The sequence below is a fragment of the Microbispora sp. NPDC049633 genome (genome assembly GCF_040675265.1).
GTDB classification, from domain to species: Bacteria; Actinomycetota; Actinomycetes; order Streptosporangiales; family Streptosporangiaceae; genus Microbispora; species Microbispora maris.
The window spans coordinates 1-14,386 of sequence record NZ_JBFAOO010000091.1; the positions used below are offsets into that span (position 1 = coordinate 1).

The window sequence follows — 14,386 nt, forward strand, 5'->3', positions numbered from 1 at the left end:
GAACTACCGATCACAACCCCACCCCGCCCCCCGGCGGCGCGCGCCCCCCCCCCACCTCCGCCTCGGCCTCCGCGGTCACCGCCGCCACCGCCTCGTCGGCGTCGCGGGACGAGTAGCCCAGCCCCACCAGCCCGGAGTGGACCTGGTCACGCCAGGCCGGCGGAGCGGCCGAGCCGTTCAGCGCGGCGTCGACGGCCCCGGCCGGGGTGCCGAGCTTGTCCTTGAGTTCGAGCACGATGCGCTGCGCGCCCTTCTGGCCGATGCCCGGCACCATCGTCAGGGCCTTGATGTCGGCGCTCGCCACCGCGACGCGCAGGGCGTTGGGCGCGTGGACCGCGAGCATGGCCAGGGCCAGGCGCGGCCCGACCCCGCTGGCCGTCTGGAGCAGTTCGAAGACGGTGCGCTCGTCGTCGGAGGCGAAGCCGTACAACGTGAGGGAGTCCTCGCGGACGACGAGCGAGGTGGACAACCGGGCGGGCTCGCCGACGCGCAGCCCGGCCAGGGTCCCGGGGGTGCAGTGGACGAGCATCCCGACGCCGCCCACCTCGACCACGGCGCTGTCGGCCCCGATGGCCGCCACCTGCCCCGCAACGGATGCGATCACCGCGTGCTCCCTCCCCGGTCCGAACGCCCGGCCGCGACTTCGCCGGGCGTCCCAGTCCTACCAGAGCCCGCGGGCTTCGCACCGCCGTGACGGGCCCTGGCCAGGGCGTCGGCCAGGCGGTGCTGAACGCCGCCGCGCCAGACGTGGCAGATGGCCAGGGCGAGCGCGTCGGCGGCGTCCGCCGGCTTGGGCATGGCGTCGAGCCGCAGCAGCCGGGTGACCATGGTGCCGACCTGCTTCTTGTCGGCGTTGCCGTTGCCCGTGATGGCGGCCTTGACCTCGCTCGGCGTGTGCAGCGCGACCGGCAGCCCCCGCCGGGCCGCGCAGACGATCGCGACGGCCGACGCCTGGGCCGTCCCCATGACCGTGCGGACGTTGTGCTGGGCGAAGACCCGCTCGACGGCGACCGCGTCCGGCTTGATCTCGTCGAGCCAGCGCTCGATCTCCGCCTCGATGACGACCAGCCGGGACCCGATGTCGTCGTCGGCCGGGGTGCGGACCACCCCCACCGACAGCAGGCTCAGCGGCGCGCCCGGACGGCCCTCCACGGCGCCGAGACCGCACCGCGTCAGCCCCGGGTCCACGCCCATCACCCGCATCTGGGGCAACCGCACCGGCACGCCTCCCTGATCCCGGCCGGCGCAGCCACCGCACCTCACCGCCACTGCGCCGAACACCTGTTCGGCCGGTCACTCTATCGCGATCAGCGGCGGCGCGGGTGCGTCAGAAGTAGTCGATCATGTACGCGGCGCAGCCGAAGGCCGCGTCCAGCGCGTCGTCGGCCTCGGGAGAGCCGCCGGTCAGCAGGCCCGCGCGGCGGAGCGTGGCCGTGGACACGCCGGCGAACAGCGCGGACATGCCGCCGATCGTGAGCCGGGTGCTCTCTGCGGGCACGGCGTCCCGGCGCGTCGCGGAGCCGGAACCGCCGTCCACCCGCAGCAGCCACGCGCCCGTGTTGCCCGGGCGCCGGGAGTCGCTCACCTCGACGGGGATCTCCACGGACACCCCGGCGGGGAAGCCGCGCCCCCCGACGGCGGCGGGCAGGTCGATCAGCCGGAACATCCACCGGGTCTGGGTGACCTCGTCCTTCGACCGCTCCCGCAGCATCCAGAGCACCGGGTCGGCCGGGTCGGCGCAGGCGGTCACCGACTTCGCGACGGACGAGGCGCTGCCGACCATCGACCACAGGGCCCGGGCCGTCGCCTCCGACCCCGCGAGCAGGTTGTCGACCTCGATGTCCCCGTCGCTCCACCGGTAGACGACGAACCCGTCCTCGGCCAGGTAGCAGAAGTCGTCGTCGTCCTCGAGCCACAGGCGCCAGGTCCGCTCGTCGAAGGACAGCGGCCCGCTCGCGCGCGTGGCGGCGTGCACCCTGCCGATCAGGGCGACGAGCTCGGCCGCGTCGGCCGGGCCCATCCGGCGCAGCTTGACCGCGCCGCCGGGGTCGCCCATCGTACGCAGCGCCTCCGCGGGCAGGGTGATCCGCTGGAGCACGCCGGCGTGCTCGTAGCCCGCGCTCCGGTACAGCGGCGTGGTGGCCGGGTACAGCGCGGAGACCGCGTGGCCGAGCTGCGCGCAGCGCTCGAGCACCGCGTCCATGAGCGTCCGGCCCACTCCCCTGCCGCGGTCCTCCGGCGCCACCGTCACGCCCGCCACGCCGCCCATCGACTGCGGGCGGCCGTGCCACCACTGGACGTACGGGTTGATCCTGGCCGCGCCGACGAGGCGGGTGCCGTCGAAGGCGCCGAGGTAACGGCCCTCGGGCAGCATCGGGGAGACGAGCTTGCGCCACGTCTCCGCGCCGTCGCCGGACAACGGGCCGAAGGCGCGCCTGCGGGAGTCGAGGACCGCGTCCAGGTCGTCGCTCGTGAGATGACGGATTTCCACAGCAGGTCAGGCTATGCGGGCGCCGGTGGCCGCTGCCACCGGTTTTCCACCCTTCTGCCCGGCTTCGGCGTCAGGCCTCGACCTTCTCCATGACCTCGTCGCTCACGTCGAAGTTCGCCCAGACGTTCTGCACGTCGTCGCTGTCCTCGAGCGCGTCGATGAGCTTGAAGACCTTGCGGGCGCCGTCCTCGTCGAGGGGGACGTTGAGCGTGGGGACGAAGCTCATCTCGGCCGACTCGTAGTCGATCCCCGCGTCCTGCAGCGCCTTGCGCACCGGGATGAGGTCGGAGGCCTCGCAGACCACCTCGAAGTTCTCGCCGAGGTCGTTGACCTCCTCGGCCCCCGCGTCGAGCACGGCCATGAGCACGTCGTCCTCGGTCAGCGACCCCTTGGGGACGATCACGACGCCCTTGCGGTTGAACATGTACGACACCGAGCCGGGGTCGGCGAGCGAGCCGCCGTTGCGGGTCAGCGCCACGCGCACCTCGGACGCCGCGCGGTTGCGGTTGTCGGTGAGGCACTCGATGAGGACCGCGACGCCGCCCGGGGCGTAGCCCTCGTACATGATCGTCTGCCAGTCGGCGCCGCCGGCCTCGAGGCCGCCGCCGCGCTTGCGGGCCCGCTCGATGTTGTCGATCGGGACCGAGTTCTTCCTGGCCTTGGTGATGGCGTCGAACAGCGTGGGGTTGCCGTCCGGGTCGGGCCCGCCGGTCCTGGCCGCGACCTCGATGTTCTTGATGAGCTTGGCGAAAAGCTTGCCGCGCTTGGAGTCCAGCGCCGCCTTCTTGTGCTTCGTCGTCGCCCATTTGGAGTGGCCGGACATCGCCTAGAGCTCCCTCACCATCTCGACAAAATACGAGTGCACCCGCGCGTCGCCGGTCAGCTCCGGATGGAAGGACGTCGCGAGCAGCGGTCCCTGACGGACCGCGACGATCCTATCCCCAGCTTCGGTGCGGCCCAGCACCTCCACGTCGGGCCCCACGGACTCGACCCAGGGCGCGCGGATGAACACGGCCCTCATCGCGCCGCGCCCGGCGAAGTCGAGATCGGCCTCGAACGAGTCGACCTGGCGGCCGAAGGCGTTGCGGCGGACCACCATGTCGATGCCGCCCAGCGTCTCCTGGCCCTCGATGCCGCCCCGGATGCGGTCGGCCAGCATGATCATGCCGGCGCACGAGCCGTAGGCGGGCATTCCCTCCTTGATCCGCGACCGCAGCGGTTCGAGCAGCTCGAAGGCGGTGGCGAGCTTCCAGATCGTGGTCGACTCCCCGCCCGGGACGACCAGCGCGTCCACCGCGGCGAGCTCCTCCTGCCTGCGCACCGGCACGGCGGTCGCGCCCGACTCCTCCAGAGCGCGGATGTGCTCGCGCACGTCGCCCTGCAGGGCGAGCACGCCGATCTTGGGTGCGGACCTCACGGTTTCCCTTCCTGTGGTGACCCTGTTCAGGGTATGGCCACGGTCTTGCGCGCCCAAAACGATAAATGAGACACGACCCGGCTTGATCAGACACGACCCAGCTTGGCGAGGGCGGGAAGGGCGCGGGCGATGGCCGAGCGCTCCTCGTGCGTCAGCGTGTCCAGCCGCCCGCACAGGTAGGCGACCCGCGCCCGCCGTACGGCCCGGAGGCGGTCGCGGCCCTCCCCGGTCAGCTCGACGGTGCGCACCCGCGCGTCGGAGGCGTCGGTGCCCCGCGCGACCAGGCCGGCCTCCTCAAGGCGGTTGACCTGCACGGTCATCGTGGGGAGCTGCACGCCGTGCTCCTCGGCCAGCTCGGTCATCCGGCGCGCGCCGGTCTCCAGGGAGCCGAGCACGGAGTACTGCTGGCTGGTGACCGGCTGCCCCGCCGTCGTACGGCGCAGCAGCATCACGATGTGGCGCAGCTCGCGTGACAGGGCCTCGGCGAGCCGCCCGGTGTCGTCGGTCGTCATAGCAGGTCACGATAACGGGGGCCGGGCCGGAACGGACGAAGCGGGCGGCGCCCCGGGAAGGGGGCGCCGCCCGCCGGGGCGCGTCGTCAGGGGCGCTCGGTCTCCTGGCGCACCGTCGCCTCCACCATGTCCTCGGCTGTCATCTCCCGTCGCGCCGCGATCGAGGGGTCGAGCGGGCGCAGGTAGGTCTGCCGCACGCCGGGCACCCTGTCCTCGATCACGAACGTCGCCCTGGTGTGCGCCTCGGAGCCGGGGGCGGAGACGACGGGCACCACCCTGAAGTCGGCGGTCATCGCGTCCCTGTCGATCTTCGTGAGGACGTAGCCGCGCTGGTTGTTGTAGAACTTCAGATGAGGGTTGATCTTCAGGAACGGGTGCGCCGCCGGGTCGGAGTCGGCTCCGTCGCCGGTGGTGCTGATGGAGGTCGTCACCAGCTCGGACCCGACCGTGGGGCCGGTGGGGTCGTCGTAGTCCAGCTTGAGGTCACTGGCCCAGTGCGCGTGCACGTCTCCCGTGAGCACGACGGGGTTGCGGACGCCGGCGTCGATCCAGCCCTGGGTGACACGCTGCCGCGAGGCGACGTAACCATCCCAGGCGTCCTGGCTGGTGATCTTCGCCGGCCCGGCGTTGTTGTCGCGCTGGGCGAAGAAGACCTGCTGGCCGATGACGTCCCAGCGCGCCCGCGATCGCCGGAAGCCGTCGAGCAGCCACGCCTCCTGTTCGAAGCCCATGATCGAGCGGGCCGGGTCGACCGCCTCCGGGCAGTCCTTGTAGCCGTCGCCGCAGCCCTGGTCGTCGCGGAACTGCCGCGTGTCGAGCATGTGGAAGTTCGCCATCGCCCCCCACCGGACGCGCCGGTAGAGCTGCATGTCGATGCCACGCGGCACGGAGGTGCGGCGCAGCGGCATGTTCTCGTAGTAGGCGCGGAAGGCGGCGGCCCTGCGCTCGAGAAAGGTGGGCTGCTCCTCCGGGCGCTCCGGCATCTCGTCGGCCCAGTTGTTGTCCACCTCGTGGTCGTCGAAGACGACCAGCCACGGCGCGCCGGCGTGCGCGGCCTGCAGGTCGGGGTCGGTCTTGTACTGCGCGTGCCGCTGGCGGTAGTTCGCCAGCGTCATCGTCTCCGGCCCTTCGTGGTCGCGCACGTTGCCGCCGGGGGCGACGTAGGTGTTCCTGGTGTACTCGTACTGGTAGTCGCCGAGGTGGAGGACCAGGTCCGGGTGGTCCTCGGCGAGGCGGCGGTAGGAGGTGAAGTAGCCGTGCTCGTACTGCGCGCAGGACACGAAGGCCATCGTCAGCGGGCCGCCGAACGACAGCGGGTCCGGCGCGGTCAGGGCCCTGCCGGCCGGTGAGACGTACGGCCCGACGCGGAAGCGGTACCAGTACTCGCTGCCGGGCCGCAGGTGGTCCACCTCGACGTGGACGCTGTGCCCCCATTCCGGGCTCGCCTCGGCCACGCCCGCCCGCACCACGCGGCGGCAGCTCTCGTCGGCGTAGACCTGCCACTGCACCGTGAACGCGCGCTTCGGCATGCCGCCGAGCCCGTCCTCGGCGAGCGGCTGCGGGGCGAGGCGGGTCCAGATCACGAAGCCGGTGTGGTCGGGGTCGCCCGAGGCCACCCCGAGCGTGAACGGATCGGCGCGCAGGCCGCGGGAGGCGAGTTCGCCCGCGGTCTCGGGCGACGGCGTGGGGGCCGCCGAGGCGGTCGCGGGTGCCGCGGCGACGGCGCCGGCGGCGGCGATTCCGGTGACGAGGAAGGAACGACGATCGAGGCCGGGCAACTGGGCTCCCTGGGACGATCAGTGGGGACGCCCGCAGCCTGACGATCGATCGTGACTGGAGAGTAAAGAGCGGCGGAACGATATCGGTCACCCGAAAGGCGACATCACCGCACGGTCATCCCGGCCTCTGCTGTCCAGACGACAAGAACGCCCGGCCGGGATCTCCCAGCCGGGCGTGTCTCCCCGCGTGCCGAGCGCGCGGGGCTGTCTACCAGCCGCGCTCGGCGAGGCGGTGCGGCACGGGGATGTCGTCGACGTTGATGCCGACCATGGGCTCGCCCAGGCCGCGCGAGACCTTGGCGATCACGTCGGGGTCGTCGTAGAACGTGGTGGCCTTGACGATGGCGGCGGCGCGCTTGGCCGGGTCGCCGGACTTGAAGATGCCCGAGCCGACGAACACGCCCTCGGCGCCGAGCTGCATCATCATCGCGGCGTCGGCGGGAGTGGCGATGCCGCCCGCGGTGAACAGCACCACCGGCAGCTTGCCGGACTTGGCGACCTCGGCCACCAGCTCGTACGGCGCCTGCAGTTCCTTGGCCGCGACGTACAGCTCGTCCTCGGGCAGCGAGGTGAGGCGCTTGAGCTCGCCCCGGATCTTGCGCATGTGGGTGGTGGCGTTGGAGACGTCGCCGGTGCCGGCCTCGCCCTTCGAGCGGATCATCGCGGCGCCCTCGGTGATGCGGCGCAGCGCCTCGCCGAGGTTGGTGGCCCCGCACACGAAGGGGACGGTGAACTGCCACTTGTCGATGTGGTTGGCGTAGTCGGCCGGGGTCAGGACCTCGGACTCGTCGATGTAGTCGACGCCGAGCGCCTGGAGCACCTGGGCCTCGACGAAGTGGCCGATCCTGGCCTTGGCCATCACGGGGATGGACACGGCGGCGATGATGCCCTCGATCATGTCGGGGTCGCTCATCCGGGACACGCCGCCCTGGGCGCGGATGTCGGCGGGAACGCGCTCGAGCGCCATGACGGCGACGGCTCCGGCGTCCTCGGCGATCTTGGCCTGCTCCGGGGTGACGACGTCCATGATGACACCGCCCTTGAGCATCTCGGCCATGCCGCGCTTCACGCGGGCGGTGCCGACGGCGGTGGTCTCGTTGACTTCGGGGGTGCTGCTGGACACGGTGCTACCTCACGACGGCGGGCCTACGGATTCCTCTCCATGGTAGGCGCTGGCCGCCGCCGCACCCGACGCGCCCACATGGCGGAGTCGATCAAGCTTTTTGTCCATCACGGCGCGACGGGCTTGCGCGAGGCGAGCACGACCCAGACCTGGCCGCGGGCGAACGGCATGGGCGTGCCGTCGGCCGTGGTGTAGGTGGTGCCCTCCTTCTCCGAGGGGCGCGACCACTTCACCCGGTAGGCCTGGCCGTCCCTGAGCACGACGCCGGTGCCCTTGCCCACCGTGTGCACGAGCGGGGTGTAGCTGCCGGTGAAGTCGTGGAACTCCGAGCGTTCGGTCTTCACCCACTGGATGACGATCGTGGGGGCGCCCTGCTGGCCGCCCTCGGCGGCCATGTCCTTCTCGCCGTCCTGGGTGACCAGCCAGCGCTTGTGCGCCGCCGACCAGGTGAACGTGAAGCGCGCCGCCGGATAGCGCACGCTGACGCTCTTCTGCGGCGTGCCCCCGGCGGGCGGCTCGTCGGAGAAGACGAATCCGATGTCCTTCGCCCTGCTCGCCTGCGGCGCCTTGGCGAGCAGTTGCCTGGGGCTGCCGACCAGGTTGTACGGAGCGACGCGGCCCGGGGCGCGGGTGTAGGCACCGGGGGCGCGGCTGTCGGACACGTCGAACAGCGAGGCCTTCTGGACGAAGGGGATCATCTTGGTCTGCACCCCGGAGTAGGCCAGGGCGGGCTTGCCGAACATCGGGAGGATGTGCAGGTCGGAGATGCGCGCGCTGCGGACCGGCCCCACCTGCGCGGGCAGCTTCGAGGAGAAGATCGCCATCAGCCGGGTGAGCCCGCCCTCGACCTGCTCGACGTAGACGATGTCGGCGCTGCGCACGCCCATCTGCGGCTTGCCCGCGTGGGTGTTCTCGATCTTCACGGCGAGGACGGGCCTGCGGGAGGCGACCGGGCGGCCGGTGAACGGGTGCTCGGGAGGCGGCGTCGGCGACGGGGACTCCAGCGGGCTCGCCCCCTGGGACTGCGCGGCCGGCCTGTCGTCGCCGGAACACGCGGTTCCGGTCAGGATGACCGCCATGGCCAGCGTGAAGCCGATCCCTGCCCGCACCGTACCGCTCCTCCCGGTGGAAGCCCCCGCCACCAGGCACGACGGGCCTGGCCCACGCGGACCCGTTGACCAGCATGGCAATGAAACGGCATGAGCTTACCGGGATCAGCCCGAAATACCCGACAAAAAGTGACTATGCAGTAGCAAGGGCCTCGGGCGGTTCGTCGTCGATGTCGAAGAACCGGGGCGGATCGGTGTGCCCGGCCAGGCGCAGCGTGCGGGCCAGCCAGCGCCGCTGCGCCGTACGGGTGACGCCGGCGGCGTTGTTGTAGAACCGGCGCGAGTAGACGACCTTGGCGACCGCCGTGTCCAGCTCCTCCAGCAGCGCCGTCCCCGCGGGATGCTCGGCCAGCTTCTCCCTGAACCGCTCCTGCTCGACCACCGCACGCAGCGTCCTCGACAGGTCGCTCTCGGCGTGCTCGCGCTCGTCCGGCCCCGCCGTACGGGCCTCGTGGGCGGCCGCGGCGAGCACCAGCGAGGTGGCGGGGTCGAGGATGCGCGAGCCGGCGAGCTCCAGGCAGACCGCGGCGCGGCGCAGCAGCGCGGCGTCGAGCGCGGCCTGCGCGGTCTCCAGGCGGATGTGGAGGCGGTCGAGCCGCCCGGCCCGCCAGGAGACGTAGACGGCGAACAGCACGACGACGACGGCCGCCACGAGGATGACAGTGGTGCTCACGGCAGCGCGTCCTCCACGACTCCCGCGCTGGCGTGGGTGACGGTCTCGTAGACGCGCACGACATCCCGCGCCACCGTCGACCAGTCGTACTTCCACACGGCCTGACGGGCCTCGTCGGAGAGCTTGGCGCGGCGCCCGGGGTCGTCGAGCAGCCGCGCGGCCTCCAGCGCCAGAGCGGCGGGGTCCCCGGTCGTGAACAACGCCCCGGCCTGGCCGTCGCCCAGCACGCGCCGGAAGGCGGGGATGTCGCTGGCGAGGATCGGCGCCCCCGCCGACATGGCCTCGGTGAGCACGATGCCGAAGCTCTCGCCGCCGAGGTTGGGCGCGCAGAAGACGTCCACGGAGTGGTAGGCGCGCACCTTGTCGGCCTCGCTGACCATGCCGAGCAGCCCGACCCTGTCCCGGTACGGCTTGGGCACCCGGTCGAGCACGTCGTCGGGGTCGCCGGGACCGGCGATCAGCAGCCGCAACTCCGGCCGTTCGGGCGCGAGCAGCGCGAACGCCTCCAGCAGCACGGCCAGGCCCTTGCGCGGCTCGTCCATCCGCCCGAGGAAACCGATCACGCCGCCGTCCGGGCCCCAGCCCGGCAGCGGCTCGCCCTCGGCGTACCTGCGCACCGTGACGCCGTTCGGGATCAGCACCGCGTCGCCGCCGAGGTGCTCCACCAGCGTCTTGCGGGCGGCGTCGGAGACCGCGATCCTGCCCGTGATCTTCTCCAGCGCGCTCTGCAGCATCGGCGCCGCCACGGACATCGCCCGGGACCTCTCGTAGGAGGCGTGGAACGTCGCCACGATCGGCCCGCGCGCCACCCAGCAGGCCAGCACGCCGAGGGACGGCACAGCGGGCTCGTGCACGTGCAGCACGTCGAACCCGCCCTCCCTGATCCACTTGCGCACCCGGTTCGCCGACAGGAAGCCGAACGCCAGGCGGGCGACCGACCCGTTGTACGGCACGGGCACCGCGCGGCCGGCCGGGGTCACGTACGGCGGCAGCTCGGCGTCGTCCGCCGCGGGGGCGATGACCGACACCTTGTGCCCGTCGTCGATGAGCGCCTCGGCCAGGTCCCTGATGTGCGCCTGCACGCCCCCGGGAACCTCCCAGGTGTACGGGCAGACGATGCCGACGTTCACGACCCGGCTCCGGCGCGCGGCTCCAGGTCGTCGAGCCACAGGCGCTGGAGCATGTGCCAGTCCTCCGGGTGCTCGGCGATGCCCTTCTCGAACACCGCCGCCAAGGCCTGGGTCATCACCCCGACCTTCTCCTGCCGCGTCCCCTCCGACGGCACGGGGATCTCCTCGTGGATCCGGATGCCCCAGCCGTCGTCCTCGAACCACAGCACGGCGGGCAGCAGCGCGGCGCCCGTCTGGACCGCCAGCAGCGCGGGCCCGGCGACCATGCGCGTCCTGGCGCCGAAGAACTCGACCTCGACGCCGGAGGCGGTCAGGTCGCGCTCGGCGGGCAGGCACACCGGCCGGCCCTCGCGCAACCGCTTGGCGAGCGTGCCGAACGCCATCGCGCTGCCGCCGCCCTTGGCGGTCAGCGGCAGCACCTCCATGCCGAGCCGCTCGCGGTAGGCCACGAAGCGCTCGAACAGCGACTCCGGCTTCAGCCGCTCGGCGACGGTGGTGAAGCGGTGGCCCTTGTGCACCAGCCAGGCCCCGGCGAGGTCGTAGTTGCCCATGTGGGGCAGCGCGATCACCACTCCCCTGCCCCTGGCGAGGTTGTCGAAGATGTGCTCGCCGCCGGTCGCCCGGGTGCTGTCGAGGATGCGCTCGCGGGTGTAGGCGGCGAAGCGGAACGACTCCATCCAGTACCGGAAGTAGGAGCGCATGCCGGCCCGGCTCAGGTCGCGCACGGCCGGATCGCCGGGGTCGCCGCCGACGACGCGGGCCAGGTTGGCCTCCAGGCGGCGTACCGGCTTGCCCCTCCTGCGCCACAGCCAGTCGGCGAGGACCTGGAAGAACCAGGCGGCCAGCCGTCCCGGCACGTAGCGGACCACGGCCCAGCCGACGGTGTACGCGGCCGCGACCAGCCGGTCGGCGAGCGGCGCCGCGCCGGGGCGCGCGGGCCGCGCGGGGGACGGGTCGTCCGGCGCCACACCAGGTCGTCCGGACCGCCCCTGGGGTGGGCCGGCCGTGCCCTTCATCTGACCACCGCCTGTCTGTAGACGTGCACCATCCGCTGGACCACCGTGACGGCGCTGGCGGCGGCGAGCAGCCAGAGCCCCGCCGCCAGGATGTACGGCACGCCGAGGCCGGACAGCCCGGCCGCGACGAGCACGACCACGAGACGCTCCCCCCGTTCGGCGATGCCGACGTTCGCGGTCATGCCGAGCCCCTCGGCCCTGGCCTTGGCGTAGGAGACCAATGCTCCCGCGACGAGACAGAAGAGCGCGACTGCCGCGAGGACGATCTCGGGCTCGTCCTTGAGGACGAAGTAGAGGATCAGCCCCGAGAAGATCGAGGCGTCGCCCAGGCGGTCGAGCGTGGAGTCGAGGAAGGCGCCCCACGTGCTCCCCTTGCCCGTCATGCGGGCCAGCACGCCGTCCAGGAGGTCGGCGAGCACGAAGAACGTGATGACGAGCGTTCCCGCGAACAGATGCCCGCGGGGGTAGAAGACGAGGGCCGAGGCCACCACTCCGAGCGTGCCGATCGTCGTGATCACATCGGGCGAGATCCCCCATCGGGCGAGGGCTCGCCCCAGGGGGGTCATGACTCGGGTGACGGCGGGGCGCAGGATGTTCAACATCGCCGTCCGATCGTAGGCCATCCAGGGCTGTCGCACCTCGCAAGCACATTGGCCGAAAAGTCTTGTGATATGCGCCACATGGGTAAAGGGTGAAGAGCACGCGCCCGCAGGGCCGCGCGGAGGTGTCACGGAGATCTTCGTGCGGTTTCGGAGAAGGGCGGGCCCCCGGGCGCGGAAAGCGACGGCACGAGCGGCCGGCGCGGGGTGCGTGCCACGCGCCCATCCCGACCGCTCCGAGATTCGGGAGGCGATGTGGCCGAAAGATCAACCGGCGCGACAACAGGGGCCGCGGGCAGGGCACCCGCGGCCGATCGGCCGGACATGGTGCGCAATGTCGTGCTGGTCGGCCACTCAGGGGCCGGGAAGACCACGCTGGTCGAGGCGCTGCTCGCGGAGACGGGCACCATCCAGCGTTCCGGCCGGGTGGAGGACGGCACCACGGTCAGCGACTTCGACGAGGTGGAGGTGCGCCAGCAGCGCTCGGTGAACCTCTCGGTCGCCCCCGTCGTCTACAACGGCATCAAAATCAACTTCTTGGACACCCCCGGGTACGCCGACTTCGTCGGCGACCTGCGGGCCGGGCTGCGCGCGGCCGACGCGGCGCTGTTCGTCGTCTCGGCCGCCGACGGCGTGGACGGGCTGACCCGCATGCTCTGGGAGGAGTGCGCGCTCGTCGGGATGCCCCGCGCCGTGGTCATCACCAAGATCGACCATCAGCGCGCCAACTTCGACGAGGTCCTCGCCACCTGTCAGGACGCGTTCGGCGACGGCGTCGCGCCGCTCTATCTGCCGGTGGACGGCACCGGGCTGCTCGGGCTGCTCTCGCAGCGGCTGTTCGACTACGGCGGCGGCCGCCGGTCCGAGCGGGAGCCGGACGCCGACCAGCTCACGCTCATCGAGCAGTACCGCGGCGACCTCATCGAGGGGATCATCCAGGAGAGCGAGGACGAGACCCTCATGGACCGCTACCTCTCCGGCGAGACGATCGACACCAAGGTGCTGATCGACGACCTGGAGAAGGCGGTCGCGCGGGCCGGCTTCTACCCGGTCCTCGCCACGGCTCCCGGCGTCGGCTTGCTGGAGCTCCTGGAAATCGTCACGCAGGGCTTCCCGTCGCCCCTGGAACACCCGCTGCCGAAGATCACCGCCATCGACGGCAAGCCGTGCAGGGAGATCACCGCCGACCCGGACGGCCCGCTCGTGGCCGAGGTCGTGAAGACCACGAGCGACCCGTACGTGGGGCGGATCAGCCTGGTCCGGGTCTTCTCCGGCACCCTGCGGCCGGACATGACCGTGCACGTCTCCGGCCACGGCCTGGCGGAACGGGGGCACGAGGACCACGACGTCGACGAGCGGGTGGGCACGCTGTCGTCGCCGCTGGGCAAGATCCAGCGGACCATGGGCAAGTGCGTCGCCGGGGACATCTGCGCGGTGGCCAAGCTGTCGCGGACCGAGACGGGCGACACGCTCTCCGACAAGGACGACCCGCTGCTGGTCGAGGCGTGGACCATGCCCGAGCCGCTGCTGCCGGTGGCGATCAGTGCCAGGTCGAAAGCCGACGAGGACAAGCTCAGCCAGGCCCTGAGCCGCCTGGTCGCGGAGGACCCGACCCTGCGGCTGGAGAACAACGCCGAGACCCGCCAGCTCGTGCTGTGGTGCATGGGCGAGGCGCACGCCGACGTCCTGCTCGACCGCCTGGCCAAGCGGCACGGGGTCGAGGTCGAGAAGATCGACCTGCGGGTGCCGCTGCGGGAGACGTTCGCCGGCAAGGCGCAGGGCCTGGGGCGCAACGTCAAGCAGACCGGCGGCCACGGGCAGTATGCGATCTGCCACATCGAGGTCGAGCCGCTGCCGTCGGGCGGCGGGTTCGAGTTCGTCGACAAGATCGTGGGCGGGGTGGTCCCGAGGCAGTTCATCCCGTCCGTGGAGAAGGGCGTGCGGACGCAGATGGAACGCGGGGTGGTCGCCGGCTATCCGATGGTCGACGTCCGCGTCACGCTCTACGACGGCAAGGCCCACTCGGTCGACTCGTCCGACATGGCCTTCCAGATCGCCGGTCAGCTCGCGCTCAAGGACGCCGCGTCCAAGGTGGCGACGCACCTGCTCGAACCGGTGGACGAGGTGGCGGTCCTCGTCGCGGACGACTACGTCGGAGCCGTGATGTCCGACCTGTCCTCCCGTCGTGGCAGGGTGCTCGGCACCGAACCGGTCGGCACCGGCCGCACGCTGGTGCGCGCCGAGGTGCCGCAACTGGAGATCACGCGGTACGCGATCGACCTGCGCTCGCTGTCCCACGGGGCGGGCACGTTCACCCGTTCCTTCCTGCGGTACGAGCCCCTGCCCGCGCATCTGGCGGGCAAGGTGGCCGCGGCGGGCGAGCAGTAGCCCGGCCGGGATCCCGGCGGCCCGCCTCCCCGCCGCCGGGATACCGTCGCGTCCGCGCAGCTCACCCGGCCCTTTTCCAGGGGCCGGGTTTCGTTTTCGCGCCGTACGGGGAGCCCCGATAGGTGCCTGGCGTCACATGCGTATCACAAG

At 71.9% G+C, this 14,386-nt stretch carries 14 protein-coding genes; 1 reads left to right on the forward strand and 13 read right to left on the reverse strand.

Translation table 11 applies throughout. The annotated features are described in order from the left end of the window. Positions 1–10: 10 nt before the first annotated feature. From ruvA to pgsA, 13 genes are all read right to left on the reverse strand, one after another. Positions 11–604: a Holliday junction branch migration protein RuvA gene (gene ruvA, locus AB0J39_RS22790; RefSeq protein WP_363467985.1), complete on the reverse strand. Its 594-nt coding sequence runs from the start codon at positions 602–604 to the stop codon at positions 11–13. Further along, positions 601–1,203 carry a crossover junction endodeoxyribonuclease RuvC gene (ruvC, locus tag AB0J39_RS22795; protein WP_363468029.1) on the reverse strand — a complete coding sequence of 201 codons (603 nt, stop codon included), beginning with the start codon at positions 1,201–1,203 and terminating at the stop codon, positions 601–603. Before ruvC ends, ruvA begins: the two co-directional genes overlap by 4 nt. 124 nt (positions 1,204–1,327) lie before the next feature. Then, on the reverse strand, positions 1,328–2,491 hold the full coding sequence (locus AB0J39_RS22800) for a GNAT family N-acetyltransferase (RefSeq protein WP_363467987.1): 1,164 nt from the start codon (positions 2,489–2,491) through the stop codon (positions 1,328–1,330). Between the two features lie 70 nt (positions 2,492–2,561). Further along, a complete protein-coding gene (locus AB0J39_RS22805; RefSeq protein WP_357048673.1) occupies positions 2,562–3,314 on the reverse strand; it encodes a YebC/PmpR family DNA-binding transcriptional regulator in 753 nt (250 codons plus the stop codon). A gap of 3 nt (positions 3,315–3,317) precedes the next feature. Then, positions 3,318–3,908, reverse strand: coding sequence for a pyridoxal 5'-phosphate synthase glutaminase subunit PdxT (gene pdxT, locus AB0J39_RS22810; protein ID WP_363467989.1), 591 nt, complete (start codon positions 3,906–3,908; stop codon positions 3,318–3,320). An 86-nt stretch (positions 3,909–3,994) separates the two neighbouring features. Beyond that, positions 3,995–4,420: a MarR family transcriptional regulator gene (locus AB0J39_RS22815; protein WP_363467991.1), complete on the reverse strand. Its 426-nt coding sequence runs from the start codon at positions 4,418–4,420 to the stop codon at positions 3,995–3,997. An 86-nt stretch (positions 4,421–4,506) separates the two neighbouring features. Continuing rightward, entirely contained in the window at positions 4,507–6,198 is a 1,692-nt protein-coding gene (locus AB0J39_RS22820; RefSeq protein ID WP_363467993.1) for an alkaline phosphatase D family protein, read from the reverse strand. Positions 6,199–6,406: 208 nt separating this feature from the next. Then, positions 6,407–7,321: a pyridoxal 5'-phosphate synthase lyase subunit PdxS gene (gene pdxS / locus AB0J39_RS22825; RefSeq protein WP_363467994.1), complete on the reverse strand. Its 915-nt coding sequence runs from the start codon at positions 7,319–7,321 to the stop codon at positions 6,407–6,409. Positions 7,322–7,428: 107 nt separating this feature from the next. Next, the gene (locus AB0J39_RS22830; protein ID WP_363467996.1) at positions 7,429–8,430 is read right to left on the reverse strand and encodes a DUF3048 domain-containing protein; all 1,002 of its coding nucleotides are present in this window, start codon (positions 8,428–8,430) and stop codon (positions 7,429–7,431) included. 133 nt (positions 8,431–8,563) lie between these two features. Beyond that, positions 8,564–9,103 carry a hypothetical protein gene (locus AB0J39_RS22835; RefSeq protein ID WP_363467997.1) on the reverse strand — a complete coding sequence of 180 codons (540 nt, stop codon included), beginning with the start codon at positions 9,101–9,103 and terminating at the stop codon, positions 8,564–8,566. Continuing rightward, entirely contained in the window at positions 9,100–10,233 is a 1,134-nt protein-coding gene (locus AB0J39_RS22840) for a glycosyltransferase family 4 protein (RefSeq protein WP_363467999.1), read from the reverse strand. Before AB0J39_RS22840 ends, AB0J39_RS22835 begins: the two co-directional genes overlap by 4 nt. Next, positions 10,230–11,201: a phosphatidylinositol mannoside acyltransferase gene (locus AB0J39_RS22845; RefSeq protein ID WP_363468001.1), complete on the reverse strand. Its 972-nt coding sequence runs from the start codon at positions 11,199–11,201 to the stop codon at positions 10,230–10,232. The genes AB0J39_RS22840 and AB0J39_RS22845 overlap by 4 nt, the downstream gene beginning before the upstream one ends. 44 nt (positions 11,202–11,245) lie before the next feature. After that, on the reverse strand, positions 11,246–11,851 hold the full coding sequence (gene pgsA / locus AB0J39_RS22850) for a phosphatidylinositol phosphate synthase (RefSeq protein ID WP_363468031.1): 606 nt from the start codon (positions 11,849–11,851) through the stop codon (positions 11,246–11,248). 252 nt (positions 11,852–12,103) lie between these two features. Here pgsA and AB0J39_RS22855 point away from each other — a divergent pair, with 252 nt between their 5' ends. Next, positions 12,104–14,236, forward strand: coding sequence for an elongation factor G-like protein EF-G2 (locus AB0J39_RS22855; protein ID WP_363468003.1), 2,133 nt, complete (start codon positions 12,104–12,106; stop codon positions 14,234–14,236). Positions 14,237–14,386: the final 150 nt, after the last annotated feature.

Coding starts and splice junctions, on each gene's coding strand:
- ruvC (WP_363468029.1), bottom strand. CDS start 1,203: ATGCGGGTGATGGGCGTGGACCCGGGGCTGACGCGGTGCGGTCTCGGC.
- AB0J39_RS22805 (WP_357048673.1), bottom strand. CDS start 3,314: ATGTCCGGCCACTCCAAATGGGCGACGACGAAGCACAAGAAGGCGGCG.
- AB0J39_RS22815 (WP_363467991.1), bottom strand. CDS start 4,420: ATGACGACCGACGACACCGGGCGGCTCGCCGAGGCCCTGTCACGCGAG.
- pgsA (WP_363468031.1), bottom strand. CDS start 11,851: ATGTTGAACATCCTGCGCCCCGCCGTCACCCGAGTCATGACCCCCCTG.